The organism is Mycobacterium sp. NGS68 (assembly GCF_059812195.1).
Map to the genome: position 1 here is coordinate 22,141 of NZ_JCALCE010000030.1, position 24,686 is coordinate 46,826.

22 protein-coding genes and 1 pseudogene are annotated in these 24,686 nt (G+C 66.0%); 7 read left to right on the forward strand and 16 right to left on the reverse strand.

Translation table 11 applies throughout. The features are described 5' to 3' along the window. Positions 1-11 precede the first annotated feature (11 nt). The 3 genes and pseudogenes from AC5Y5V_RS24820 to AC5Y5V_RS24830 all read right to left on the reverse strand — a co-directional run. Positions 12-1,079, reverse strand: a pseudogene (locus AC5Y5V_RS24820) (glycosyltransferase family 4 protein); the annotation flags it as partial. Continuing rightward, positions 1,076-2,140, reverse strand: coding sequence for a glycosyltransferase family protein (locus tag AC5Y5V_RS24825; RefSeq protein WP_499940605.1), 1,065 nt, complete (start codon positions 2,138-2,140; stop codon positions 1,076-1,078). The gene AC5Y5V_RS24825 and the pseudogene AC5Y5V_RS24820, both read right to left, overlap by 4 nt. A 321-nt stretch (positions 2,141-2,461) precedes the next feature. After that, positions 2,462-3,160, reverse strand: a complete 699-nt coding sequence (locus tag AC5Y5V_RS24830; protein WP_499940606.1) for a GAF and ANTAR domain-containing protein — start codon at positions 3,158-3,160, stop codon at positions 2,462-2,464. A gap of 69 nt (positions 3,161-3,229) precedes the next feature. Between AC5Y5V_RS24830 and AC5Y5V_RS24835 the strand changes: the two genes are divergently transcribed. Next, positions 3,230-3,424, forward strand: a complete 195-nt coding sequence (locus AC5Y5V_RS24835) for a hypothetical protein (RefSeq protein ID WP_499940607.1) — start codon at positions 3,230-3,232, stop codon at positions 3,422-3,424. Between the two features lie 46 nt (positions 3,425-3,470). Here the strand turns inward: AC5Y5V_RS24835 and AC5Y5V_RS24840 are convergent, their stop codons facing one another. After that, on the reverse strand, positions 3,471-4,277 hold the full coding sequence (locus tag AC5Y5V_RS24840) for a SigB/SigF/SigG family RNA polymerase sigma factor (RefSeq protein WP_499940608.1): 807 nt from the start codon (positions 4,275-4,277) through the stop codon (positions 3,471-3,473). A gap of 359 nt (positions 4,278-4,636) precedes the next feature. On the opposite strand from AC5Y5V_RS24840, the gene AC5Y5V_RS24845 reads away from it, so the two are divergent. Continuing rightward, the gene (locus AC5Y5V_RS24845) at positions 4,637-5,620 is read left to right on the forward strand and encodes a sensor domain-containing protein (RefSeq protein ID WP_499940609.1); all 984 of its coding nucleotides are present in this window, start codon (positions 4,637-4,639) and stop codon (positions 5,618-5,620) included. On the opposite strand, the gene glgX is transcribed toward AC5Y5V_RS24845, so the two are convergent. Both glgX and AC5Y5V_RS24855 read right to left on the reverse strand, forming a co-directional pair. Then, entirely contained in the window at positions 5,617-7,764 is a 2,148-nt protein-coding gene (gene glgX / locus AC5Y5V_RS24850) for a glycogen debranching protein GlgX (RefSeq protein ID WP_499940610.1), read from the reverse strand. The genes AC5Y5V_RS24845 and glgX overlap by 4 nt on opposite strands. A 130-nt stretch (positions 7,765-7,894) precedes the next feature. Then, positions 7,895-9,076, reverse strand: a complete 1,182-nt coding sequence (locus AC5Y5V_RS24855; protein ID WP_499940611.1) for a zinc-dependent alcohol dehydrogenase — start codon at positions 9,074-9,076, stop codon at positions 7,895-7,897. A 74-nt stretch (positions 9,077-9,150) separates the two neighbouring features. Here AC5Y5V_RS24855 and AC5Y5V_RS24860 point away from each other — a divergent pair, with 74 nt between their 5' ends. After that, the gene (locus tag AC5Y5V_RS24860) at positions 9,151-10,305 is read left to right on the forward strand and encodes an NAD(P)/FAD-dependent oxidoreductase (RefSeq protein ID WP_499940612.1); all 1,155 of its coding nucleotides are present in this window, start codon (positions 9,151-9,153) and stop codon (positions 10,303-10,305) included. Positions 10,306-10,307: 2 nt separating this feature from the next. Here AC5Y5V_RS24860 and AC5Y5V_RS24865 read toward each other — a convergent pair whose 3' ends face one another. Further along, a complete protein-coding gene (locus AC5Y5V_RS24865) occupies positions 10,308-11,255 on the reverse strand; it encodes a helix-turn-helix domain-containing protein (protein ID WP_499940613.1) in 948 nt (315 codons plus the stop codon). A gap of 216 nt (positions 11,256-11,471) precedes the next feature. Then, positions 11,472-13,430, reverse strand: a complete 1,959-nt coding sequence (locus AC5Y5V_RS24870) for a SpoIIE family protein phosphatase (protein WP_499940614.1) — start codon at positions 13,428-13,430, stop codon at positions 11,472-11,474. Between the two features lie 156 nt (positions 13,431-13,586). Between AC5Y5V_RS24870 and AC5Y5V_RS24875 the strand changes: the two genes are divergently transcribed. After that, positions 13,587-13,904, forward strand: a complete 318-nt coding sequence (locus AC5Y5V_RS24875) for a hypothetical protein (protein ID WP_499940648.1) — start codon at positions 13,587-13,589, stop codon at positions 13,902-13,904. 88 nt (positions 13,905-13,992) lie between these two features. Next, positions 13,993-15,003, forward strand: a complete 1,011-nt coding sequence (locus AC5Y5V_RS24880; protein ID WP_499940615.1) for an alpha/beta hydrolase fold domain-containing protein — start codon at positions 13,993-13,995, stop codon at positions 15,001-15,003. 5 nt (positions 15,004-15,008) lie between these two features. Here the strand turns inward: AC5Y5V_RS24880 and AC5Y5V_RS24885 are convergent, their stop codons facing one another. After that, positions 15,009-16,061 carry a DNA topoisomerase IB gene (locus AC5Y5V_RS24885; protein ID WP_499940649.1) on the reverse strand — a complete coding sequence of 351 codons (1,053 nt, stop codon included), beginning with the start codon at positions 16,059-16,061 and terminating at the stop codon, positions 15,009-15,011. A gap of 112 nt (positions 16,062-16,173) precedes the next feature. Beyond that, positions 16,174-16,572: a heme-binding protein gene (locus AC5Y5V_RS24890; RefSeq protein ID WP_499940616.1), complete on the reverse strand. Its 399-nt coding sequence runs from the start codon at positions 16,570-16,572 to the stop codon at positions 16,174-16,176. 492 nt (positions 16,573-17,064) lie between these two features. Here AC5Y5V_RS24890 and mbp1 point away from each other — a divergent pair, with 492 nt between their 5' ends. Further along, positions 17,065-17,298 carry a microaggregate-binding protein 1 gene (gene mbp1 / locus AC5Y5V_RS24895; RefSeq protein WP_499940617.1) on the forward strand — a complete coding sequence of 78 codons (234 nt, stop codon included), beginning with the start codon at positions 17,065-17,067 and terminating at the stop codon, positions 17,296-17,298. An 85-nt stretch (positions 17,299-17,383) separates the two neighbouring features. Here the strand turns inward: mbp1 and AC5Y5V_RS24900 are convergent, their stop codons facing one another. The 6 genes from AC5Y5V_RS24900 to AC5Y5V_RS24925 form a co-directional block, all read right to left on the reverse strand. Further along, positions 17,384-17,737: a hypothetical protein gene (locus tag AC5Y5V_RS24900; RefSeq protein ID WP_499940618.1), complete on the reverse strand. Its 354-nt coding sequence runs from the start codon at positions 17,735-17,737 to the stop codon at positions 17,384-17,386. A 32-nt stretch (positions 17,738-17,769) separates the two neighbouring features. Continuing rightward, complete coding sequence (locus AC5Y5V_RS24905; protein ID WP_499940619.1) at positions 17,770-18,399, reverse strand: flavodoxin family protein; 630 nt, start codon at positions 18,397-18,399, stop codon at positions 17,770-17,772. A 49-nt stretch (positions 18,400-18,448) separates the two neighbouring features. Then, entirely contained in the window at positions 18,449-19,069 is a 621-nt protein-coding gene (locus AC5Y5V_RS24910; protein WP_499940620.1) for a TetR/AcrR family transcriptional regulator, read from the reverse strand. Between the two features lie 36 nt (positions 19,070-19,105). Next, positions 19,106-19,924: a lysophospholipid acyltransferase family protein gene (locus AC5Y5V_RS24915; protein ID WP_499940621.1), complete on the reverse strand. Its 819-nt coding sequence runs from the start codon at positions 19,922-19,924 to the stop codon at positions 19,106-19,108. A gap of 23 nt (positions 19,925-19,947) precedes the next feature. After that, entirely contained in the window at positions 19,948-21,324 is a 1,377-nt protein-coding gene (locus tag AC5Y5V_RS24920) for a WS/DGAT/MGAT family O-acyltransferase (RefSeq protein ID WP_499940622.1), read from the reverse strand. A 228-nt stretch (positions 21,325-21,552) separates the two neighbouring features. Beyond that, positions 21,553-22,215, reverse strand: coding sequence for a DUF1345 domain-containing protein (locus tag AC5Y5V_RS24925; protein ID WP_499940623.1), 663 nt, complete (start codon positions 22,213-22,215; stop codon positions 21,553-21,555). 231 nt (positions 22,216-22,446) lie between these two features. On the opposite strand from AC5Y5V_RS24925, the gene AC5Y5V_RS24930 reads away from it, so the two are divergent. After that, positions 22,447-24,684: a heavy metal translocating P-type ATPase gene (locus tag AC5Y5V_RS24930; RefSeq protein WP_499940650.1), complete on the forward strand. Its 2,238-nt coding sequence runs from the start codon at positions 22,447-22,449 to the stop codon at positions 24,682-24,684. Positions 24,685-24,686 lie beyond the last annotated feature (2 nt).

Sequence of the window (24,686 nt, forward strand, 5' to 3'; positions counted from 1 at the left end):
TAGCTCCATCCGGCGATCATCCGCCGATACAGGTCGAGGTAGGCGCTGACCATCATCTCCGCGGAACAAGTCCGGACGGCGTGTTCGCGCACCGCTGTGCGTGGGAGACGCGCCACTTCCGGAATTGCTTCCGCCATGGCGGCCACGTCTTCGGGCGCGACGAGCCGACCTGATTGGGGCGCAACGAGTTCGGGGATACCGCCGCGTTCGAATGCCACCACGGGGGTACCGCAGCACATCGCTTCCGCGACGACCAGTCCATAGGGTTCGTCCCATACCGGGGTGATCAACGCGGCGGTGGCGCCGCCCACGAGCTGCGCCAACCGATCCTGGGCAAGATGGCCGGCGTAGCGGATGTCGTCGTCCAGCTGCGGCGCCACCTCGGCGGCAAAATAGGCCGGGTCGGACTCCGGCCCCGCGAGGACCAAGGCCATACCCGCCTTTCGCGCCGCAGCGATCGCCAGATGAGGCGCCTTCTCGGCGGTAATCCGCCCAAACCACACCAGCGGGCCGCCCCCCGAACCCAACGGCCAGCACTGCGCGTCAATCCCGTTGGGTACCACTGCGATATGGCCGATGATGTCCTGCCACGCGGTTGCCGTCTGCTGCGAGACGGCAGCAAACCACGTGCCCACGCCGGACGACGTGCCGATCGCCGACTCCAACCACGGCGTGGGCGGCGTGTGCACAGTCGTCAACATGGGTGTGGACAGCAACGGCGCCATGGCGATCGGGAGGTAGTGCAGGCTGTGGTTGTGGATGATGTCGAAATCGTCTCGTTCGTAGCCGGCCAGCTGCATCATCAACGTCAGGTACGCGTGGTGGTCGGTCAAGAACGCCTCAGCCGGCATGGACGCATCGGTCCGTGCCTGCTCCGACAGTCTGATCCGCCGAACTGCCAGCGTGTTACAGCGCGGGCCTACATCTGAGCCCGGGGCGGCGAATATGGAGACGTCGTGGCCGCGCTCCGCCAGCGCGCGAGCGAGGTGCCACACGTGGGCCTCCAGTCCCCCTGCGAATGGCTGCCTAATGGGGAACCTGCTCGAGGCGATCAGCGCAATGCGGAGCGTCGCAGTCATGACACCAGGCGCTCGTACAGCCGCTGGTGGGTTCCCGCGACTTCGGATCGTTCGGCGCGGCGCTGCGACCACGTTCCGCGGGGCGCGGCCTGCCCAGTCGACCACCGCGTGTACGCGTCACCGACTGCCAGGCGCAGGGACTCCTCATCAAAGCGGTCCTCGCTGAACTCGAATACACCGCAGGGACGTTGCTCGTGATAGAACCCGCAGGTGGGCGCGATAACCGCGGTGCCCAGATCGAAGCATGCTTCGAGCCAACCCGAGTGGCTGCCGAACCGATACGGCAGCACCGAAACGTTCAGCGCGCCCAGATATTCCCATAGCTCAGTGTCGGTGAAGTACGGGTGCACGCGGACACGGACGTGGTCGAAGCGGCCGCAGTCCAGTAGGGCGTCGCCGGTTTGCGGCGCGTACCAATGGTTGTCGGGGTAGAAGATCTCGTCGTGGACGTCGACCTGCAGCACGGCGCGCGGTAGCGATGCCACGATGTCGGTCAGCGCGTTCACGATTGGCAGGGGGTCCATGTTTGCGCGCAAACTCTTGGCGTGTACGCCCACCACGAATTGCTCGCTGTCGTGGCGCGGTCGCGCGATGCGATGACTGCTCAGCACATGCGGGTGGGGAATCACCACACATTCGCGTCCCCACTGCTGCAGAATCGCTTGCGCGGCACCAGATGTCAGCGTGATCAACGCATCGGCGGAGGTAATCAGCACGTCCTGCTGACCGGTGTGAGCCGCGGGATCGGGATGGTGCGGGTTGCGCAGATCGTGAATGGTGTACAACAGCGGCTTGCCATGGGCCTTGAGCTCCTGCACCACGCCCGTCAGGACCTCCCGTCCTATAGCGTCGAAGCCGAAATGCACATGGAAGACGTCGAATTGGCTGTGGTGGGACGTCACCCAGCCCGGCTCCAGCATCATGGGTGGCCACCAGCCACCCGGCACCTTTCGTCCGTCGGCCGGAACCGGATCGGCGAGCCGCACAACGCTGTCGATTCCGCCCGGCTGCGACAGGTGGCGCACGTAAACGTGGGAGCCCGGCACCGAAGCGACACGCATTGACCAAGCCCCCTAACTCAAGTGGGGCACCACAATTCACAGCACTTTCGCAACCTGATAAACCATGGCGCAGGACCATTCCTGCCGGCTGAAGAATGCTTGCAGTGGTGGTACCCGGGTTATCGCCGCATAAACGAGCTGCCCTCCCGGGGCACGGCACGCCTCGTCTCAGGTCCCGGACAGCACGGAAAGCAGTCGGTTCACCGCGCCCTTGGCGCTGTCAGGCAAGACGCGCAACGTGAGGCCGCGGACCTTGGACATCGGCGAGGATGCGACCAGAAAACTACGCGAACGCGCTAAGGAACGTCGGGCGATAGCGAGTCAGTCGGCCGACCGGCTCGAACCGCGGGCCGTGAGGCGCTCGGCAATGATCCGCACCGGAACGTTCGATTCTTGCGAAATCCGTTTGAGCAACTCGAAAGCCCGGATCGCATCGACGTCGAACCGCTCCATGATGATGCCCTTGGCCTGTCCGATGACATCGCGGCTGGCCAGGGCGGACTCGAATTGCTTCTGCCGGTCGTCGGCAATGATGGACAGTGCCGCGTGGGTGGCAAGCATCGCGCCCAACGCCTCAAGTTCGATGTTGAACGATCCCGGTTGAAACCCGAAGAGGTTTAGTGCGCCACTATCGGGTCCCTGGGTGTAGAGCTGATACGACATCACGCGCAGCACACCGGCATCCCGCGCCGCGCGCGCGAAATTCGGCCACCTGCCATCATTGTTCAGGTCGTCGCACCGAACGATGACATCGCGCTCCGCAGCGTCGATACACGGCCCCTCCCCCGTGCGCTTCTGCGCCTCATCAACCATGGTGGCAGTCGCGGAAGTCGAACCGACGCAGCGAAACTCGTCGCCATTGATCAGCAGGATGTCGGCGCAGTCCACACCATCGATTAACTGCACGGCCGTGGCCGTGAGCTCGCTGAGAGCGGTTTCGAGGGGCACAGAATCGTCCCCCACGCTGGTCGCCAACTCGGTCATTGCGTGCGCAATGACCTCGTCGTAGCGGTCCGTCACGATTCTCGCCCGCCTCTCCTTAATCTCCAAGAAGTTTAGGCCCGCCCGGAGGGGCAATGCACTGCAAGCATGAGCGCAGAACCGAATCCGCCGCCGCCCGACCCACCCAACATGTCGCCGAAGGGCAAGTGGGGCGTCGCCCCCTCAAGTAGCCCGCAGATGACGCGACCGGGCGGCGGGTTCAACCGTGCCGCCGCAGCGTGGACGGTGCTGGTGATCGCCGCGATCATCATTGTCGTGGTGCTTGTCGTGGCCCTTACCTGACGCACGCCCGTATCGAAGTTGCGAGCCGCTGCGTGGCCCCAGCCCGCTACTCCATGTGGTCGCGCAGGCGCTGCAACGTGCTGGCCAGGATCCGCGATATCTGCATCTGCGAGCAGCCGACGCGCCGCGCGATCTCGCTTTGCGTCATCGATTCGAAGAACCGCATCTGCAAGACCTCGCGTTCGCGCTGGGGTAGGACCGCAAGGAAGCCGCGGACCGCTTCGCGGTTGGTGATGTGGTCGATCTGCGGGTCGGTCTCGCCGACCGACTCGGCGACCATTCGGTCTTTGCCCGAGCTGCTGTCGCCGAGGGGCGCGTCCAGCGATTCGAGCCGGTAGGCATCACCCGCGATCAGGCATTCGACGACCTCCTCGCGCGAAATCCCCAGCGCCTCGGACAGTTCGCTCGCCGTCGGCGCGCGGCCCAGCTTCTGGATCAACTCGGGCGTGATCTTGCCGATCTGGACGTGCAGTTCACGCAACCGGCGCGGCACGCGCATGCTCCACGTGTAGTCGCGGAAGTGCCGCCTGACCTCGCCCATCATGGTGGGGACCGCGTAGCCGATGAAGCTGGGTCCCTTCGTGGGATCGAACCGGTTGATGGCGTTCATCAGGCCCAGCCGCGCGACCTGGGTCAGATCGTCCAGATTTTCCCCGCGACGCGCGAAGCGCCGCGCCACATGGTCGGCCAAGGGCAGGCAGCGCACCACGATGCGTTCACGCTGGCGCGCAAATTCGCGCGATTCGGCCGGCAGCCTGCGCAGCGCGACAAACATGTCGACAACGTCGTCATAGGAGTCCCCGGACGACGGTGCCGCCCGGGTGGACACGGGGGGCGTGATTACATCGGTCATCGCGTGGCCCGCCTAGGTCGCGTCGCCGGCACGCTTTCGGCGAACCGTCCGTAGCAAACACCGCAGTCGGTGCGCATGGTCCTCCCACTGCACCCGGATCCGCCGAGACGGATCTCGCTTTACCGCGCACAATTACGGAACGGCGGTGACGGATTTCTGCCGAAGCCGCGCATCCCAGCAGTCGTGCGACTACTGACCGCTCTTTGCTAAACGGCGAAAAGTCCAGAACGGACTCAGTTGGTAATAGTACGCCATCTTGCGAGGCTACGGGCGGTCCCCGCGGGCGGGCGTACGAGCTATTGTCGATGGCATGGCTTCCGCAATCCCTGGTTAGGGCGGGCTTAGGGAGGGCACTGGGCGTGAACAACCCTCATGATCCGTTCGGTCACAACGCTTTTGGTGCCGAACCTTACCCTGTCGAGCCCTTCGAATTCGACTCACCCGGATACGAAACGCTGGACTATCCGGAGCCACCCGAACCGCCGGTCAATGCGCTGGCGACGTTGTCGCTGGTCTTCGCGTTCGTGTTCGCGCCGGCCGGGGCGATCCTCGGGCACCTGGGACTCGCCAAGATCCGTCGCACCGGCGAGCGCGGCCGCGACCGGGCCCTGGCCGGGCTGTGGTTGTCGTACGCCGTCATCGCGCTGGCCGTCGTCGCACTGATCGGCTGGGCCGGGCTCAGCGCCATCCGCTCCGACCAGCGACCGGCGCCCGTCACCGCAACCGCCGCCAGCCCCCAACCCACCGTGGCACCGGCCGACCTGGCCGGGCTCTTGCCCGGCGTGGCCGACGTCAGGAAGATCACGGGCGATCAGCACCTGGCGACCGGGAAAACTTGGGACCAGATCGCAACCAGCGGCCGGGAGGGACAGATCGACCGCCCCGAGTGTTGGGGCAGCATCAGCCCCGGCACCCCGGACGCTTACCGCGTCGAAGCCGTATTCGGTTACCGCGCTGCGGAATTCACCGATACCAGCGATCCGCGCAACTCGCGGCAGGTGGTCGCGGGCGTGGCGGCGTTCCGGGACGCCGAGGCGGCCCAGAAGCAACTGACACAACTACTGTCAGGTTGGCATCAGTGCGGCGGTTCCGAGGTTAAATCCACGCTCCCGTCGGGACAGACGCTGACGTTTTCCATCGGCACTACGACCGACGCCGGCAACGGCATCACCACCATCGAAGTGGAGACCAAGGGACTGCGGCGTGCCGTGCGGGCGCTCGCCGTCAAGAGCAACGTCGTCGTCGACCTGAACCTGTCCTACGCCGCCTTGGGGACGGTGACCGACCGCGCCAAGCCCGCCGTCGGCATCGCCAACTACATCCTCGGCAAGATCCCCGGCTAGGCAGGCGCCGACTCGGCCTGCAGCACGACGGCGGCGTGGGCGCCGACGGTGAACGTCGCCGCGGGGCCCAACTGCTCGGGGGCCGCTTCCGCCGCGGTGCACACGACGGTCCGCCAGCCGGCGCCGAACTCCTTCGGTGGAAGGGTGAACTCGATTGGTTCGTAGTGGGCGTTGAAGCACAGCAGGAACGAGTCGTCGAGCACCCGCTGGCCCCGCGGGTCGAGGTCGGGAATGCCGTGGCCGTTGAGGAACACCGCGACGGATTTCGCGAACCCCGCGCCCCAGTCCTCCTCGGTCATCTCGGTGCCATCCGGCGCGAACCAGGAGATATCGGGCAGGCCATCCTGGCCGCGACGCCCCACCGGCTTGCCGCTGAAGAAGCGACGGCGGCGGAACACCGGGTGGTTGGCGCGCAGGGCCGACACGACAGCGGTGAACTCCAGCAGGCCGGTGTCCGCGTCGGCCCACTCGATCCAGGTGAGCTCGTTGTCCTGGCAATAGCCGTTGTTGTTGCCCTCCTGGGTCCGGCCGAGTTCGTCGCCGTGACAGATCATCGGCACACCCTGGGAGAGGAGCAGCGTGGTGATCAGGTTGCGCTGCTGGCGGGCACGCAGGTCGTTGACGTCCGGGTCGTCGGTGGGGCCCTCGGCGCCGCAGTTCCACGACCGGTTGTGGCTCTCGCCGTCGTTGTTGTCCTCGCCGTTGGCCTCGTTGTGCTTCTCGTTATAGGACACCAGGTCGCGCAGCGTGAACCCGTCGTGAGCGGTGACGAAGTTGATCGACGCCACCGGCCGGCGACCCGTGGTCTCGTACAGGTCGGCCGACCCCGACAATCGGTAGGCGAACTCGTCGAGGATGGCCGGCTCGCCGCGCCAGAAGTCGCGCACGGTGTCGCGGTACTTCCCGTTCCACTCCGTCCACTGCGGCGGGAAGTTGCCCACCTGGTAGCCACCCGGTCCGACATCCCACGGCTCGGCGATCAGCTTGACCTGGCTCACCGTCGGATCCTGCTGCACGAGTTCGAAAAATGTCGCGAGCCGGTCCACGTCGTAGAACTCACGGGCCAACGTGGAGGCCAGGTCGAAGCGGAAGCCGTCGACGTGCATCTCGGTCACCCAGTAACGCAACGAATCCATGATGAGCTGCAGCGAGTGCGGATGCCCGACGTTGAAGCTGTTGCCGGTGCCGGTGTAGTCCATGTAGTAGCGCTTGTCGTCGTCGACCAACCGGTAGTAGGCGGCGTTGTCGATACCGCGCATCGACAGCGTCGGGCCCAGGTGATTGCCCTCGGCGGTGTGGTTGTAGACCACGTCGAGGATGACTTCGATGCCCGCCTCGTGCAGGGCACGCACCATGGCCTTGAACTCCTGCACCTGCCCTCCCGGCGACGTGGCGCTGGAGTACTTGGGATCGGGCGCGAAGAACGAAATCGTGTTGTAGCCCCAGTAATTCGACAGGCCCTTGTCGATCAGCGTGGAGTCGTTGGCGAAGTGGTGCACCGGCATCAACTCGATCGCCGTGATTCCGATGTTCTTCAGGTGTTCGATGATCACCGGGTGCGCGACGGCGGCGTAGGTGCCACGGATCTGTTCGGGAATGTCCGGATGGGTCTGGGTCAGCCCCTTGACGTGTGCCTCGTAGACCACCGTGTCCGCGTACTCGCGGCTGGGCGGGCGATCGTTGGCCCAGTCGAAGTACGGGCTGATCACCACGGACTTGGGCATGCTGGCCGCCGAGTCGTCGTCATTGCGGCTGTCGGGATCACCGAAGTTGTAGCTGAACAGCGATTGGTTCCAGTCGAACGTGCCGTCGATGGCCTTCGAATACGGGTCGAGGAGTAGTTTGCTGGGATTGCACCGCAGCCCGGCCTCGGGCTCGTACGGGCCGTGGACGCGGTAGCCGTAGCGCTGCCCGGGCTCGATGTTCGGCACGAATCCGTGCCAGACGAAGCTATCGACCTCGGGCAGCCGCACGCGGGTCTCGGTGCCGTCCGCGTCGAAGAGGCACAACTCGACACTTTCGGCCACCTCGCTGAACAACGCGAAGTTGGTGCCGGCACCGTCGTATGTCGCGCCCAATGGATATGCCTTACCGGGCCACACCTCGACGGCGGGCTGAGCGGACTGAGCGGCTGTGCTGGTCATGGCGCACCTCATACCCTACCGAGTGAGTTGTCAAACCGCGCACCGGCAACGCCGCCGGCGTGGCGATATGTGAAATATTCTGGCGGACAGCAGTATTGCGGTTACGCCGAGCATCCCGACGTGGCGGATTTCACGGCCGCAGCATGACCTTCACGGCGCCATCCTGCTTCTTCTGGAAGATTTCGTAGGCGTGCGGGGCCTCGTCGAGGGGGAGCACGTGGGTGGCGAAGTCGTCGACGCCCAGCGGATCCTCGTCGGTGAGCAAGGGCATGATGTCGTCCACCCACCTCTTGACGTTGGCCTGGCCCATGCGCAGAGTGATCTGCTTGTCGAACAGGGTGAGCATCGGCAGCGGATCGGCCATTCCGCCGTACACACCGATCAGCGAGATGGTGCCTCCGCGCCGCACGACGTCGATCGCGGAGTACAGCGCGCTGAGCCGATCCACTCCGGCGGTTTGCATCAGCTTCTTGGCCAGCGCGTCCGGTAGTACCGAGGTCGCCCGCTGGGCCAGCTTGGCCGCCGGGGATCCATGCGCCTCCATCCCCACGGCGTCGATCACCGAGTCCGTGCCGCGCCCGTCGGTCAGGTTCCGGATGGCCTCGCCCAAGGAGCAGTCGAGGTGGCTCAGGTCGATGGTGTGGATGCCGCGCTTCGCGGCACGCGCGAGCCGTTCGGGCACCAGGTCGACGGCGAAGACGCGGTAGCCGAGGTGGTCGGCAATGCGTGCGGCCATGTCGCCGATGGGGCCCAGGCCGAGCACGGCCACCGTGCCACCCTCCGGGATGTCGGCGTAGGCCACCGCCTGCCAGGCGGTCGGCAGCACGTCGGACAAGTAGACGAAGCGCGAATCAGGCGGTCCCACAGGGACTTTGATATGGGTGAACTGGGCCTGCGGCACCCGCAGCAACTGGGCTTGGCCGCCGGGGACTTCGCCGTACAGCTCCGAATAACCGAACAGCGCCGCGCCCATGCCCTGCTCGCGCACCTGGGTCGTCTCGCACTGGGTATACAGCTGCCGGTCGCACATGTGGCAGCTGCCGCAGGAGATCTGGAAGGGGATGACGACGCGGTCACCGACCCGCAGGTCGCCGACGTCCTTTCCGACCTCTCGCACGACGCCCATCGGTTCGTGTCCGAGGATGTCCCCGGGCTTCATGAAGGCGCCGAGGACCTCGTACAGATGCAGATCGGAGCCGCAGATGTTCGTCGAGGTGACCTCGATGATGGCGTCGGTCGGCTGCTGAATTTTCGGGTCGGGCACCGTCTCCACGCGCACGTCGCGTTTGCCGTGCCAGGTGACAGCTTTCATGCCTTGGCGCATACCCGCCTGGTGGACCCTAAAACACCCGGGTTGAGCAGGTCCGTCGCGGGTATCAGACCGTAGTGACCGAACCCGGATTGATCATCGTGGGCAGCGGGCCGGCCGGTGTAGCCGCGGCAGAATCGTTCCGCGAACACAATTCAGACACGCGGATACGGATCTTCAGCGCCGACGTCGACCTGCCGTACGAGCGGCCGCCGTTGAGCAAGGAGTTTTTGCGCGGTGAGGCCGACGAACCGGCCCTGCACCCCGCGCAGTGGTACAGCGATCGCGCGATCGAGGTTGTACTCGATGCCGCCGTGGACCGGTTGGACCTCGAGGGCCGTGCGCTGTACGCCGGCGACGAACGCCACTCGTTCGACACCCTGATCCTGGCCTGCGGCGCCGCGCCGGTGACCCCGCCCTTCCCTGGCGGGAAACGCGCGCGGCTGTTGCGTTCGCTGACCGACGCCATCGCATTGCGCGACGCCGCGGCAAGCGCGGACTCGGCCGTCGTTATCGGCTCAGGTTTCATCGGCTGTGAGGCCGCCGCATCGCTGGCGCTGCGGGGCGTGTCGGTGACTTTGGTTGCCCCCGAGCCGCTTCCGCAGGAACAGCGGCTCGGACCGGAGGCCGCGAGACGGCTGCGCGACCTGGTGACGGACACCGGCGTGCGCCATGTGGGCGGGGCGACCGTGGAGGGGATCACCGACGTGGGTGTGCGGCTGGACGACGGTGTGACCATCGACTGCGATCTGGTGCTCGCGGCCACCGGCGTTGCGCCGCAGAGTCGCATCGCCGCTGAGGCGGGGTTGCCGATCCGCGATTCGCGCATCGTCGTCGGCTCCGACATGCTCAGCTCGGTGCCCGGGGTGTATGCCGCGGGCGACGTCGCGCTGGCGCGGCACGAGGTCGCCGGGCGGCCCCTGGCCATTGAACATTGGCAGGACGCGATGGACCAGGGTGCCATCGCCGGGGCCGGCGCCGCGGGACAGCGGACGAATTGGGATACGGTGCCCGGGTTTTGGACATCCATCGGAGATGCGACAGTCAAGTACCACGCGTGGGGCGACGGCTACGAACGAAGCCGCCTAGTCGAGCATTCCGACGGTTTCACCGTGTGGTACGAGTCGGGCGAGGCGGTGGTCGGTGTGCTGACCTACAACGCCGACGACGACTACGACCTTGGCGAGCGATTGATTTCCGGGCATCGGCCGGCTCCCGTGGCCACGCAGTGACCTCAGCCGATCAGCGTCTGTCGGGGACTCCGGCCGTAAGTGTGCCGGTAGATGTTGGCGAAGCGACCCGGATGGGCAAATCCCCAGTGCGCCGCGACGGCGCTCACCGTGGTCACTCTGGCATCGGCGAGGACGAGTTCGCGGTGTGCGCGATCCAATCTAACCCGCTGTAGATACTGCGTGGGCGTGAGGTCGAGATGGCGGCGGAACACGTACTGCACGGCGCGCGGCGTGGCGTAGACGTGAGCCGCGATGTCCGCAATCGCGATGTCGGCGTGGGCGTGCTCGTCTATGTAGTAGTCCATAGCGTGGCGCAGGAGCGTCGGAACGGCCCCGTTGCGATCCGCAGCGGTCGGTTCGGTGAGCGCGTTGTTGGGAAACACATTCAGCACGCCGGCGGCGAGGTGTGCCATCGCGGTCCCGACCAGTAGTTCAGACGGTTTAGTCTCCGCTGTGGCCAGCGAGCGGACGTAGTCGATGAGCGCGCTGAGCTGCCGGGCGGCGGCCTGTGAGACGGGGCGATGGCTCGTCAGTTGGATGCGCGTCTCACTGGCATTCGGTGCCGTCGTGGCAACTCTTTCCAGCTGAGCCGCGTCGAACATCGTTACGTCATAATGCGTTTGGCACACGCGGCCCGAGTACGACACGTCCGGTAGGGCGAGCAGCGCTAGATCACCTGGGACGAAAGCGTCGGCCGCCTCGCCGAATCGGTTCATCTCGATGTGTCCAGAATGTACGCGGCACAGACAGATTCGATGCAGCGGCGCCGCGGAGTAGGTCATGTCGTGACTGAAGGCGAGATCGTCCACATTGACCGGGCCGAGCCAGCGCCGTGTCACGCGGGCGCGCGCATCGCTGCCGTCGGCGCGGATTCGGATGGGTCCGTAGGCGTGGCTGAGAAATCGCTCGATCAGATCCGAATCGCAGCTGTCGAAGTCGAGATCCTCCATGCACACCCGATTCCAGTATCGCGTCCCGATGCACGCAAAGATCGTACTATCGGCCCGCGGAACGCCGATTGTCCGCGTGCGGCGTGGATTCGGTTCGCGCCATCGCTCAACGCTGTTTACAGACAGGACATTTCGCAGTCTGCGACCGACCATGGCCTGCGTTCGAAGGCATCATTCATTTCGCATTCTGGATACCTCCGGGAGATCCGCTTCGCTCTACGGACCTTCGGTGTCAACCCTTTCGTCGGTGATCGGCAGCCCTACCAGAGACAACACGTGGTGGGCGATCCCGCCCGGCGGTGCCACGAGCCGGCACACGCTGCCCTGGCGGGTGGCACGCTGGTACGCCTCGGCGAGCACGCTGACGCCGGCGGAGCCCAGAAGTGTCACCGCGCTCAGGTCGACACATATCGGGTCGGCGCCGGCGTGAGTACGCATCGAGAGGAATTCGGTCAGCGCCGCGGCGGCGAACGTATCGACGTCGCCGGCCACCATGACGTACCCGTCTTCACTGACCCCGACCTCGAAGGTGTACGCCGGCCGCGCGGCCGATGTCTCCGGCGCGGTGGCCGGATCGGTCACGATGTGTGCGTCGGTGGTCAGTCGATAGACCAAAGTGGCTGTGGTGCCGCTCTTGTCGTGACGCACGGTGGTATCGGAGACCAGGTTCTGAGCGATCGACAGGCCGCGTCCGCGATTCGCGCCCGGGACCGGGTCCGCGCTCCATGTGCCGCGGTCGGAGACACAGGCGCGCACTTTGCCGTCGGCGCCCAACACCGCATCGATCGTCACATCGCCGGGAATCGTAGTGGCATAGGCGTGTTCGACTGAATTTGCGACGAACTCACTGATGGCGTGCTCGAGAGCGCCACGGCTCGTACGGGCGCCGCCGAGCATGTCGATCCAGTCGCGCAGTCGGTTCCGGATCGATCGTTCGGCATTGCGGTCCGCAAGTACCGAAACGTGCAGCGGCGGGGGCGCGGTGCGACGCTGAGCGGCCAGCATGGTGACGTCGTCGTTGTAGCCGCTGGTGCGCAACAACAGTTCCAACGCCTCCGAGCACAGCCGCTCCATGGGCCGCCGCGCCAGGTCGAGCGGAAACGCTTCCCCGCCAAGGACTCGAGCCGCTACTTCGGCGACCTCGACGCTGCTGGCCGCCGGGGTACGGCCGGGCCGCTCGATGATCCCGTCGCTGTAGAGCAGCAACACGTCGCCGACTTCGAGACGTGCGGTCCCGGTGGCGAAGCCACGGCCGCTGCCCAACGGGCCCGCGCCCGTCGGCTCCAGGTACCTGGGTGCCTCGTCCGCGGCGATCAGCAGCGGCGGCGGATGGCCGGCAGTGCAGTATTCGAACTCGCCGGTGATCGGATCCAGCCGCGCCACACAGAGCGTCGTTGACTTCGCCCCTCCCACGTCGGAGGCGAAATGATCTACTGCCGACAAGGATTCGACGATGTTGCCGTCGATCTCCAGCTGCATCCTGGTGACCGCGCGCAGCTGTCCCATCACCGCGGCGGCCTCCACCCCGTGGCCCACGACGTCGCCCAGGATCAGCACGATGCGCCCGGCGGAATCGGCAATGGCGTCGAACCAGTCACCGCCGGCCGCCGTGTCCTCGGCCGCAACCAGGTATGCCGCGGCGATCTCGGCGCCCGGCAGTACCGGTACCACCGGGGACAGCAACGCCCTCTGCATCACAGTGGCCGAGTCGCGCAGGGACTCGTAACGCCCGGCGATTTCCTGCGCCCGCTTCTCGGCGGCCAACCGCATCCGCACCTGCGCGGTGCTGTCGCTGCCGACGACCACCACGCCCACGATGCTCCCATCGGGTGCGCACTGGGGCACGGCGGCGATGTTGAGGAACTGCTCCCGAACGCCCGACCCGTCCAGATCGACCTGTACGCGCAGTTCGGAGACGTCGAATGGTTCGCCGGTCTGGAAGACCCGGTCATAGATGTCGATGATCCCCAGGCCGCGAAGTTCGGGCGCTACTTCCTCGATCGTGCGACCGAGCTGGGCGCCGCGAGGGTAGTAGGCGCGGAACGCGGCATTGCAGCTCACCAGAAGGTGATTCGGCCCTTCGAGCGTGCACAGCACCACGGGCGTGGCGTCGTACGCCTTGCGCACCACTTCCGAGTCGCCGATCAGGCGGTCCCAGTCCTCGTCAGCCGTCATCCCGATGGTTGTCTTTCACGCTCCAACAAATTCCGTATAGCCACCCTAGCCGCAACATATCTCGTCTTCGCGGGATCGATGGGTTCACCTCGTATCGGTTTAATTGCGCTACGAGCCGGGCAATCGGCCGTTGTGGAACGCGAAAACAACGACGACATGCTGGACCAGTCGGAGAGCCTGGATTCCGACGAGGTGCGTAACAACGACGGCGACGAGGTGGCCGACCCGCCCGATGCCTGGATCGAAGCCGACGTGCACGAGTCGCTCGATGAAAAGCTGGCGGCGGAAAACCCCGAGGACGGACCCGGTGGGGAACCCGCGCGGGACGCGCACGACGCCGGGGAGGGTGGTGCGCTCGAGGTGGTCAGCGACGACGAACTGGACCGGATCGATCCGGAAGCCCATGGTCGTGAAAAGGGCCAGATCGACGGGACACCCGAGGACGGCGAATCGTTCTTCACCATCGAGAATTAGCCGCTCGCCGAATTCTGCTTCCTCTGCACTGACGTTTATCGCGTATCTGGCCGGGTATGCGATTTGCAACGTTAGGAAGCTGATCACTATGAATTCCGGCAGAGCCCAGGCACCTTCGCGGACGGTACACCGTCGGCGAAGCATCCAATCCGTCGCCTTGGCGGCCAGCTGTCGCGCGTTTGTCAAGAATGCGGTGCGGGTTTGGGCGCTGCGGCCAAATCTCAACTGGCCGTTCGCCGCGATCGATTCCCTCGCCGGTGTCATGCCGCGAGGCGGGCGAGCGACATTCAAGAGGGTCAAGCTCCCCCACTGTGAGGCGGAGTTGGTTTCCGCGCACGGGGTTTCGCGATCGCGCGCGGTGCTGTACCTGCACGGCGGCGCATTTTTGGCCTGCGGACTCAACACACACCGATCGCTGGTGGCTAGGCTGTCCCGCGAGGCGGATGCCGTCGTCCTCAACGTCGGATACCGCATGTTGCCCAAGCACGCGGTGGACGATGCCGTCGACGACTGCGCCGACGCGCTGCGGTGGCTCGGCAGCCACGGCTATCCGCCCAGCAGTGTCGTTATCGCCGGCGATTCTGCGGGCGGGCTATTGGCTTTCATGTTCACGCTGGCCACAATCGACGCCGGCGGGCGCGCGCCCGCCGGGATAGCGACCGTCTCGCCGCTCACCGACCTGGGCACCTCTCGGCGCCTGGAGCACCCCAACGCCCGTCGATGTGCGATGTTCGGCAGCGGCGTGCTACCGATCTTTGCCAAGTACGTCGACCAATGTCATCGGCGGCTGAATCCCGAGGGACCGCACCGGCCACTCGTGCCGCCCGTCGACGCCGACCTGTCCCAGATGCCCCCGGTCGCGATTCATGCCGGCGCCGACGAATTGTTGCTCCACGACGCGGAATTGATGGCGGCGCGGCTGCAAGCCGCGGGGGTTCGGTGCGACTTGCACGTGTGGGAGGGTCAGATCCACGACTTCCCCTTAGCCGCAGACATTTTGCCGGAGGGGCGCCGCGCGATCCGTTACCTGGGCAACTTCGTCAGTCAGGTGACCGTTCCGCGCAAACCGCAGAGAGTGTCCACCAGCCCGGCGGCCTGAGGCACTTACGCCGTCTTGGCCAGGGCTGAGCGAGACGCGTTGCCGCCCTTGGCCGCTCGCCCGATCATCAGTCGGGTCGCTCTCTCCAGGATCTCCTGCGCGTCGTTCGGGTGGCGGGCACGCTCCGCGCGGCGTATTGCGGAGGCGATGGTTACCCCTTGTTCGTAACCGGTCACGACGCGCGGATCTACGTATGAGCCACGCGCGACCGCCGGGGTGTTGCCCAGTTCCTCGGCGACCTCTCGCATGACGGCGGCCTCCACCCTCTTGGCCACCCGGCGCGATACGGCAGCGTCTGCGTCGGCGAACGCCGCGGCGCCCAACACCGTTCCGTGCCAGGTGCGCAGGTCTTTGACGGTGTATTCATCGCCGACCAACTCCTTGAACCGCGCGTTCAGATCCTCAGCCCGGACCTCCGACCATCGGGATCCGGTGCGACACACCAGGAGCCGCTCCGATGCGGTACCCCGTCGCTGCAGCGCCCGAACCGCCCGGACCACTTGGGCATCCTCGATCTCGAGCGTGCGCTGCACTCCGCTCTTGGCCGGGTAGTCGAACTTGACAGCGTCGCGTCCCACCGTGACGTGCTGACATTGGAGCGTGGCGATGCCGTAGGACTCGTTCTCCTCCGCATACCGTTCACCACCGGCGCGGAAGTACCCCCTGTCAAGCAGATACAGCGCGAGCGCCAGCACCCGGTCACGGGTCAGACCCCGGCCGGCGAGATCTTTAGCGATCTGTTGCCGCCACCGCGGTAGTTCCTTGGACATCTCGAGAACGCGGTCGAACTTTTCTTCCGCGCGTTCCTGCTGCCACGCCTCGTGATAGAGATACTGGCGCCGTCCGGCCGCGTCGGTGCCGACGGCCTGAATGTGTCCGTTGGGGTGCGGGCTGATCCACACCTTCTTCCACGCCGGTGGAATCACCAGATCCTTGATCCGTTGCAGGGTGTCGGGGTCAGAGACCGGATCGCCCTGCGGGTCGCTGTAGGCGAACCCCTTGCCGCAGCGCCTGCGCGCAATTCCCGGGCCACTGACCACGCTGCGCCGTAGCCGCATGTCCGTCCCCACTTCCGTTGACTTACCAGAAGTTACCCGCACGGAGGATCGTTCATACCTGCGCGCCGCAGATGCGGCGCGCAGGTATGACTTACAGGGTCAGGCCAATAGGTCAGCCGGCCATGAACTCGTGGTAGGCGGACTCCAGACCCGGCGACAGCGCTGTCACGTTGCACTGGCGCTCGGTGTCCCCGATGGGCGCCAGGATTCCGCGCAGGTCGGTGTACTCCTGCGGGTGGGCGGTGAAGTAGCTGCGCAATCCCGCGGCCGCCTGCGGACGCGGTTGACCGTAGGCCGCCATTACCGCCTGGTTGGCGCCCGGGTGGCCGTCCAGGTAGGAGCGCGCCGCGCCGGTCACTGACGAGACGGTGGCGTTGACGCCTTCCGGACTGCAATCGGCGGCCGCGGCCGCCGAAGGCGCGCCGACGATGCCGATGGCCAATCCCCCGAGCAGACAGCCTGCGCTGATGCCGGCGATGCGGCGACGTGCGGGCACACTGCTGAATTTCATGATTTGTCCTTCGAATGGTGAATTGAACTCGAATCGATCATGGAGGTTCCCGATCCCCCGAAATCCAAAGTAACCGAATCGAAACCGCGTCAATCTTGTGTTCGCGCTGGACGAAACGGCGCAGGCGGGCCATCAAGTGTCATGCGCCACCCGAATAAGCCCTTTTTGCTAAGCGGACAACCAGAGGGCCGCGACAAAGCTGAGAATTCTCAGAAATTTGGCCTGGTTCTTAGGGAATCGTGACGATCCATCGTAACCAAACCGTGATCCACCCGCGCATGACAAGTTAACTCCTGAGGTTGGTGCGACAGCGCCGGGGTGAGCCATGACACATGTTTGAGTGGGCGGTCACCCGGAAACCCTGCCCGAAGCGGGAAATCCTGGGACGCAACGACGCGACCGGTTCGCGGTTTCGTCTCAGGTGCCGCTGGCTGTGTGGAGTCGAAAACTGAGCGCTCGCAGCCTCGTAGAAGCGATGACAGGGAGGAATTCATGGGCGAGAAGAGTGGACCCCAGGAAGCGGTCGAAGGCGTCGTGGAAGGCGTCAAGGGCAAGGCCAAGGAAGTGATCGGCGCCGTGACGGGCCGCGACGACGTCAAGCGTGAGGGCGAGGCCCAGCAGGACAAGGGTGAGTCCCAGCGCGACGCCGCCAAGAAGGAAGCTGAGGCGGACTCCGCCCGCGGCGCCGCCAAGGCGGCCGAGGAGCGGCAGAAGTCCAACCAGTAACTGTTGGTCGACATGGCCCCAGCCCGGCGATCGGGCTGGGGCCATGTGCTTTCCAGGTGCTTTCAGCTAGGTCCGTCGGGTTCAGCTAGGTTCTGAACACGATCGCCATGACCGCGATGTCGGTGAGCAGGATCGCCAACCCGCACAACGGCACCGCCAGGCCCCACCGACGCGACGCGCTGAAAATGCTGACGGCAATGGTCACTACGGCCACCACGGGCGCGCCGTAGAGCAGAACGCCGTAGAGCAAGCCACTCGGCCCCAGGTTGGGGCATTGGGTGCTGCTGCACGCGGCCACGCTCATCGCCGCACCGATCCCGAAGATCATCACGGCCGCGGCCGCGGGCACGGTCAGTAGCACGAGTCCCCAGGTCACCCACACCCGTCGTCGGCTTATCCCGGTCTCGCTCTGCGCAGTCTCTGTCTCTTGCAGACTCATTACGTCCTCTCCGGTAGAAATTCGCGGACCGATCACGCGTCGTACGCCGGGTACTTCTGCTGCTTCAGCGTGCGTGCCAGATGGGCCGCATTGCGGGCGGCCGCGGCGGTGGCCGAGGAGATCTGCTCTGGCACTTCGTCGAGGTCGTTGTAGTCCGCGGTTTCCATCGCCGCACCGTTCCAGTAGGTGCAGCCCTGCGCCGGAATACTGAAGCCGATGTCGTTGAGCGCTTGGAACACGTCGGCGACCACTTTGTGCGCGCCGTCCTCGTTGCCCACCACGCTGACAATCGCGACCTTGCCGACCATCGCCGGGGTTCCGTTGTCGTCCGTGTTGGACAACTCGGCGTCGAGGCGTTCCAGGACGCGCTGCGTGATGCTCGACGGATGGCCCAGCCACACCGGTGTGCTGAGCAGCAGGATGTCAGCATCCAGCACCTTGCGACGGATCTCCGGCCAGTCGTCGCCGGGGCCCATGTCGTCCTCGACGCCCGGCGCGATCGCGTGGTCCACGCAGCGGATCAGCTCGCACTCGACGTCGCTGCGCTTCAATTGCCCGATCACGTGTTCGGCCATCAGCGCGCTGCTGGATGGCGCGGGATTCGGCTTGAGGCTGCAGACCAGCGCCACCGCTCGCAGGGCCGGCTTTGTCTCCTCGACCATTACGGGGTGATACCCGCCGATCACCCGGCAAAACGCGACGCCGTCTGAGCTACCGGGTCTTGGCTGGTTTGGACGGGCGTCGACGCGGCTTCGGCTGCGGACTGGAGAGGATGCGACGTGTGGCGGTGTCAAGCTGGTCGGCGACCTGAGCGTAGGACATGGTGCCACTGGCCGCGCGGACCATCACTCCGACATAGATCAGCTCGAGTAGCTCGACGGATTCCGCGTCCGCGTCCTCCCCCACCGCCGAGAGCAGAAGGTTGCGGACGAAGCGGCCCATCTGAATCCGAAGCAGTTCCACATCCGGATCGCCGCTGTTCATCGTGACGGCGACCGCATGGGCCAGGGCAGGCTCATCGCTGACGATGAACGCCAGGTCACGCAGCACGCCCGCGACCCGCTCCACCACGTCGGATTCGCCCACGGCCGGCTCGATGCTCGACATACGCCGCCAGAAAACCTCGGCGATCAGGTGTTCCTTGGACGAGAAATACGTATAGGCCGTCGCACGCGCCAGCCCGGCCTGAGCGGCCACCGCCTGCAGGGTCAGCTCCTGGTAGCCGACGTCGCGCAGCACCTCGAGGGTGGCGCTGCCGAGTTTGAGGACGGTGTCGGCGCGCTTACCGGTGAACCGGCGCCGCGCCGACTCGACCGACATACCGTTGGACATGTGTCTAGACGCTACTACATCCACGCGTCCAGCGCGCTAGCCGAGAATCGGGAAGCGACGCTCGGCGGCGAGTTCGTCGAGCCCAGCCTGCATGACCTCGCGCACGTAGGCGTCGACGGCTGCGACGTCCGGGTTTCTGCCGAACTGCTTGCGGATGTCGATCGGCTCGAGGACCTTGGTCACGATCTTGGCGGGCAGCGGAAGATTCGGCGGCAGAACGAAAAGGCTTGCACCGAAAGGAAAGCCCACCGTGATCGGAACAATTTTCGCCCGGCCCAGACGCGCGATGGGCCCCAGGAGCTTCGCCAGCGAGGTGCCGCGCGTCAGGAACAGCTGCGTTTCCTGGCCGCCTATGGAGACCATCGGGACAATTGGCACACCCGCCTCGATCGCCGCCCGCACGTAACCGGTGCGACCGTTGAAGTCGATGACGTTGCGCGTGGCCGTCGGCCGGTAGGCGTCGTAGTCACCGCCCGGGAACACCACGACGATGCCGTCGCTGCGCAGTGCGCTCGCCGCGTTGTCGTGGTTGGCCGGAATGAAACCGATGCGCCGCAGAAAGTTTCCGATGGGGCCGACCATGATCATGTCGTGGCTCAGCGTGTAGATCGGACGGCTGTACCCACGCTCGGCGTACCAGTCGATAGCGAAAACCGGCACGTCGAATGCCAACTGACCGCCGGAGTGGTTGGAAACCACCAGCGCGCCGCCCGCGGGCATGTTGTCGAGGCCGTGCACCTTGGAGCGGAAGTAGCGCTTGAGCACGGGTCGGATGATCCCCATGACGCGCTCGGTGAGGCCCGGGTCCCATTTCGCAATCTCGGCTGCGTGGATGTCGGTGTCGGTGGTGCTCATGCTGTCCTTCCGTAGCGGTCCAGTCAGGCCACGCTGGCCTGGCGGTTATCGAGAAGCATTGCCGCCGATCGGATTTCACCGAACTCGTAGATCATCGCATCGGTGACCTCGTGCGCATCGGCAAGCGTCACCGCGTCGGACAGCACCGAAATGTTGAGCTGGTCGGCATAACTCCACACGGTGATATTCAGTCCGCTGCCCGCGACCAGCGGGCCCACGGAGTAGAACTCGGCGACCTTCGCTCCGGCGACCGTCACGAATTCGCGCGGGCCAGGGACGTTGGAAACGATCAGATTCTGCATCTTGTTGTGCGAGTTGGTGCGTGCCATCCAGCCACTGAGCAGCCGTGCCAAATTGGGCGGCATGTAGGCGAACCAGCGCGTCCAGAGTTCGGGGCCTTGCAGGGCATGCGTCCGCTTGGCGGCGATCGCCGCGTCATGGCTGTGTTCGACCCGCAGCAACGGGTCGTCGACATCGGCGGGCAGCGCGACCGCAATCTGGGTGAAGTTGTTCCCCGCCGCTCTCCCCGGCGCCGCGTCGAGGCAGACCGGGACCATCGCCACCAGGGGGGAGTCGGAGCGGCCGTCGTAGCGGTGTCGCAGTTCCCGGGCGGCACCGGCGCTCATGGCCAGAACCAAATCGTTTACCGTGCAGCCCAATTCCCGGGTCACCTGCTTGATGTCGGCGAACGGCATACTGGCCGTTGCGAACTGGCGCCCGGTGGTCAGCCGGTGATTCATGAAGGACTTCGGGGCCTTGACGGGCTCGGCGGCGTGGCTGCGCCTGCCGCGGCGGACCCGGCGCACACCGGCCGCGGTGTAACGCAAGAGGTCCGGCAACTCGACGATCTGCCGGACATGGTCAAGGGTGGCGTCCCAGAGGAGTCGGGTCCTGGTTGGAAGCGCATCGGATTCGGGAGCATTCACGCTTTCCGGCCGGTCCACCGCGCCGGCAAGCAGATTCGCCGTCGCGACTCCGTCGGCCAGCGCATGATGGATCTTGGTGACGACGGCGAACCGCCCGTCTGCCAGACCGTCGACCACGTAGATCTCCCACAGCGGGCGGCTGCGGTCCAGCGGCCGCTCGATCAGCTTGGCGATTACGTCGTCCAGCTCGCGCCGCCCGCCCGGGGCCGGTAAGCGCAGTGGCCGCACGTGATACGCGAGATCCACCGGACAATGCTCCCGCCACATCGGGCGGTGGAACGCGTAGGGGGTATCGACGAGGACCCGTCGCAACGGTTCGAATCGATGTAGGCGCCGACGCAGGACCTCGCGGACCGTGTCCACCGAGAAGCCGGCGGCCGGCGCGTCGACGATCGCGACTTTAACCGTGTGCATGGGCACGTTGGCGGCCTCGGTGTAGAGCATCATCGCGTCCGAACCGGTGAGTCGTTGCACTGTATGGCCCCTTCGTAGAAGAAGATTCGATGCCGCCCTTGCTACTGCACATTTGTCGATGCCGACGCACGCGAACGTCTTTGTCACCGCGCTGCACAGCTACGTGTACCGGAGTGCCCCGAACGAATAGCGGGTGAGAATCACGTTACCCAGGAAAATGGACAGCTGTCTAGACGTAGAGATAGACGAAGGTGTGCAATGCGTCACAGGCTGGACAAGCGTTCCGGATCAGCCGCTTGAGCTGCTCAGCCCGACAACGAGATTGATGGTGACCGCCAGGATCACCGCGCCGAAGAGGTAGGAAAGCACTGCCTGGCACAGGACGATGGCGCGCAGTCGTCCCGTCTCCAGGCTGGTGTCGGACACCTGGTAGGTCATCCCGATGGTGAACGCGAGGTAGAAGAAGTCCACGAACCGCGGCTGCTCTTTTCCGTTGAAGTTGATCCCCCGCGCCGCGTTCGAGTAGTAGACGTCCGCGTAACGGACGGCGAAGACCGTGTGGATGACACACCACGCCGCGACGATGCTCACCACTCCGACCGCCGCGGCGACCTGCTTTTCCACCCCGGACTTCGAGCCCGCGACAAGCAAGTGCCCGACACCGGCCAGGCTCGCTACGCTCGCCGCCAGGATGATGCCGTCGGTGACCCATCCCCTCGGCGGGTCCTCGGGCCCGACGTGCCGGCGTGTCTGTTCGGCGTCCATCGGCAGAGCGACCCTCCAGGTCCACGCGAGGTAGACGGACGCCGCCGCGATCCATCCGACCGCCGGCGCGTACCGCCATCCCGTCGTGCAGCCAAGCGTCAGCGCAACGACGACGCCGACCACCAATGCCACGATCAGGCGGATTACGACGCGCTTCTGCCACTGCGACCGAGTTTGGTACTCCATATCGCAAACTAAACACCGCCGCTTGGTCGCCGGGCAGGTATGCCGTCGCGATGACTCTGCGTCTACCGCCCATTAGTACGAGTAACCACCACACTCAACGCATAGTCAGCACGGCACGAGCGCGGGGCTGGGTAGTTTGGACGTTGACGATGGATCGCCTCGGGAACTTATCGCCCGGCTGTGACGACTTGTGGGCGACGGGTTCATAGGAGGTGAAGGGCCACGATGTCGATGACCGCGGCAACGGACACGCAGGCAGCGGGGGTGCGGCAGGTACAACTCGAGATCACCGGCATGTCCTGCGCCGCCTGCGCAAAGCGCGTCGAAAAGACGCTCAACAAGCTGCCGGGGGTTCAGGCAAGCGTGAATTTCGCCACCCGGGTCGCCACCATCGACGCCGACGAGGACACCTCGTCCGACACGCTGTGCGAGGCGGTTCACCAGGCGGGCTACGAGGCGGCGCTGCGCGAGACGGACGCCGCCCACGATGACGTCGACCCCGACGAGGAGAACGCGCGTGGCCTGCTGGTCCGGCTGGCTGTCGCGGCGGTGCTGTTCGTGCCCGTCGCCCACTTGTCGGTGATGTTCGCGGTGCTGCCCAGCACTCGGTTCACGGGCTGGGCTTGGGTGCTGACGGCGTTGGCCCTGCCCGTCGTGACGTGGGCGGCGTGGCCGTTCCACCGGGTGGCGATGCGTAACGCCATGCACCACGGCGCCTCCATGGAGACCCTGATCTCGGTGGGTATCACCGCCGCGACGATCTGGTCGCTGTACACCGTCTTCGGCCACCATCAGTCCGCCGAGCCAAGGGGCGTCTGGCAGGCGTTGCTCGGCAGCGACGCCATCTACTTCGAGGTCGCCGCCGGGGTCACGGTGTTCGTGCTGGCCGGGCGATATTTCGAAGCACGCGCCAAATCGAAGGCGAGCGGCGCGCTACGCGCCCTGGCGGCGCTGAGTGCAAAGGACGTCACCGTCCTGCAACCGGACGGGTCGGAGATGGTGCTCCCGGCCGACGAACTCAAAGAGGGTCAGCGCTTCGTGGTGCGGCCGGGGCAGACGATCGCGGCCGACGGTCTCGTCGTCGACGGATCTGCAGCGGTGGACATGAGCGCGATGACCGGCGAGGCCAAGCCGGTCAAGGCGGCTCCGGACACACACGTCATCGGCGGCACCACGGTGCTCGACGGCAGGCTGATCGTGGAGGCCGCCGCGGTGGGCGCCGACACGCAGTTCGCCGGCATGGTCCGGCTGGTCGAGCAGGCACAGGCACAGAAGGCCAACGCCCAGCGTCTGGCGGACCGCATCGCGTCGGTCTTCGTCCCCTGCGTGTTCGCCATCGCGACCCTGACCGCGGTGGGATGGCTGATCGCCGGCGGTGGAACCGATCGGGCGTTCTCGGCCGCGCTGGCCGTGCTGGTCATCGCCTGCCCCTGCGCCCTCGGGTTGGCGACCCCGACCGCGATGATGGTGGCCTCCGGTCGCGGCGCACAACTGGGCATATTCCTCAAGGGCTACAACTCGTTGGAGGCCACCCGGGCCGTCGACACCGTCGTGTTCGACAAGACCGGCACCCTGACTGTGGGCCGGCTGACGGTCAGTGCGGCAACGCCGGCGCCGGGCTGGGACGCCGACGACGTGCTCGCCGCCGCCGCCACGCTGGAATCCGCGTCCGAGCACGCGGTCGCGCTCGCGATCGCGGCATCGGCGACACCGCGAGGCATCCTCGCCGACTTCCGCGCGGTGCCGGGGCGCGGAGTCAGCGGCACGGTGGACGGGCGGTCGGTGCGCGTCGGCAAGCCCGCCTGGATCACATCCGCGGGCGGCCGAGACGTGGATGCGGCGCTGCTCGAGGCCCGAAACAGCGCCGAATCGCGGGGCGAAACAGCGGTATTCGTCGAGATCGACGGCGAGGTCTGCGGTGTGATCGCGGTGGCGGACGCCGTGAAGGACTCGGCGGCCGATGCCGTGACGGCTCTGCACGCGCGCGGTTTCCAGACCATGCTGCTGACCGGCGACAACCCGGCCTCGGCGGCGGCGGTGGCCGCCCGGGTCGGCATCGACGAGGTGATCGCCGACATCCTGCCCGAGGGCAAGGTCGAGGTCATCGAGCAATTGCGCGACCGCGGGCGCGTGGTTGCGATGGTCGGCGACGGCATCAACGACGGGCCCGCGCTCGCGCGGGCCGACCTGGGCATGGCCGTCGGGCGCGGCACCGATGTCGCCATCGGCGCCGCCGACATCATCCTGGTCCGCGACGACCTTGCCGTCGTGCCCCTGGCGCTGGACCTGGCCGCCGCGACGATGCGCACGGTGCGGCTCAACATGGTCTGGGCCTTCGGGTACAACATCGCGGCCATCCCGATCGCGGCGGCCGGGCTGCTCAATCCGATCGTCGCCGGTGCAGCGATGGCGTTCTCGTCGTTCTTCGTCATCTCGAACAGCCTGCGGCTGCGTAACTTCGGCTCCTGACC

What these genes read in the sequence shown, in the direction of transcription:
- AC5Y5V_RS24865 (WP_499940613.1), bottom strand. Translation starts at nt 11,255, where the DNA reads ATGGAGGATCTCGACTTCGACAGCTGCGATTCGGATCTGATCGAGCGA.
- AC5Y5V_RS24885 (WP_499940649.1), bottom strand. Translation starts at nt 16,061, where the DNA reads ATGCGGCTACGGCGCAGCGTGGTCAGTGGCCCGGGAATTGCGCGCAGG.
- AC5Y5V_RS24910 (WP_499940620.1), bottom strand. Translation starts at nt 19,069, where the DNA reads ATGTCCAACGGTATGTCGGTCGAGTCGGCGCGGCGCCGGTTCACCGGT.
- AC5Y5V_RS24915 (WP_499940621.1), bottom strand. Translation starts at nt 19,924, where the DNA reads ATGAGCACCACCGACACCGACATCCACGCAGCCGAGATTGCGAAATGG.
- AC5Y5V_RS24855 (WP_499940611.1), bottom strand. Translation starts at nt 9,076, where the DNA reads ATGAAAGCTGTCACCTGGCACGGCAAACGCGACGTGCGCGTGGAGACG.
- AC5Y5V_RS24900 (WP_499940618.1), bottom strand. Translation starts at nt 17,737, where the DNA reads ATGAGTCTGCAAGAGACAGAGACTGCGCAGAGCGAGACCGGGATAAGC.
- AC5Y5V_RS24880 (WP_499940615.1), top strand. Translation starts at nt 13,993, where the DNA reads ATGAATTCCGGCAGAGCCCAGGCACCTTCGCGGACGGTACACCGTCGG.
- AC5Y5V_RS24925 (WP_499940623.1), bottom strand. Translation starts at nt 22,215, where the DNA reads ATGGAGTACCAAACTCGGTCGCAGTGGCAGAAGCGCGTCGTAATCCGC.
- mbp1 (WP_499940617.1), top strand. Translation starts at nt 17,065, where the DNA reads ATGGGCGAGAAGAGTGGACCCCAGGAAGCGGTCGAAGGCGTCGTGGAA.
- AC5Y5V_RS24825 (WP_499940605.1), bottom strand. Translation starts at nt 2,140, where the DNA reads ATGCGTGTCGCTTCGGTGCCGGGCTCCCACGTTTACGTGCGCCACCTG.
- AC5Y5V_RS24930 (WP_499940650.1), top strand. Translation starts at nt 22,447, where the DNA reads ATGACCGCGGCAACGGACACGCAGGCAGCGGGGGTGCGGCAGGTACAA.
- glgX (WP_499940610.1), bottom strand. Translation starts at nt 7,764, where the DNA reads ATGACCAGCACAGCCGCTCAGTCCGCTCAGCCCGCCGTCGAGGTGTGG.
- AC5Y5V_RS24835 (WP_499940607.1), top strand. Translation starts at nt 3,230, where the DNA reads ATGAGCGCAGAACCGAATCCGCCGCCGCCCGACCCACCCAACATGTCG.
- AC5Y5V_RS24890 (WP_499940616.1), bottom strand. Translation starts at nt 16,572, where the DNA reads ATGAAATTCAGCAGTGTGCCCGCACGTCGCCGCATCGCCGGCATCAGC.
- AC5Y5V_RS24875 (WP_499940648.1), top strand. Translation starts at nt 13,587, where the DNA reads ATGCTGGACCAGTCGGAGAGCCTGGATTCCGACGAGGTGCGTAACAAC.
- AC5Y5V_RS24840 (WP_499940608.1), bottom strand. Translation starts at nt 4,277, where the DNA reads ATGACCGATGTAATCACGCCCCCCGTGTCCACCCGGGCGGCACCGTCG.
- AC5Y5V_RS24905 (WP_499940619.1), bottom strand. Translation starts at nt 18,399, where the DNA reads ATGGTCGAGGAGACAAAGCCGGCCCTGCGAGCGGTGGCGCTGGTCTGC.
- AC5Y5V_RS24870 (WP_499940614.1), bottom strand. Translation starts at nt 13,430, where the DNA reads ATGACGGCTGACGAGGACTGGGACCGCCTGATCGGCGACTCGGAAGTG.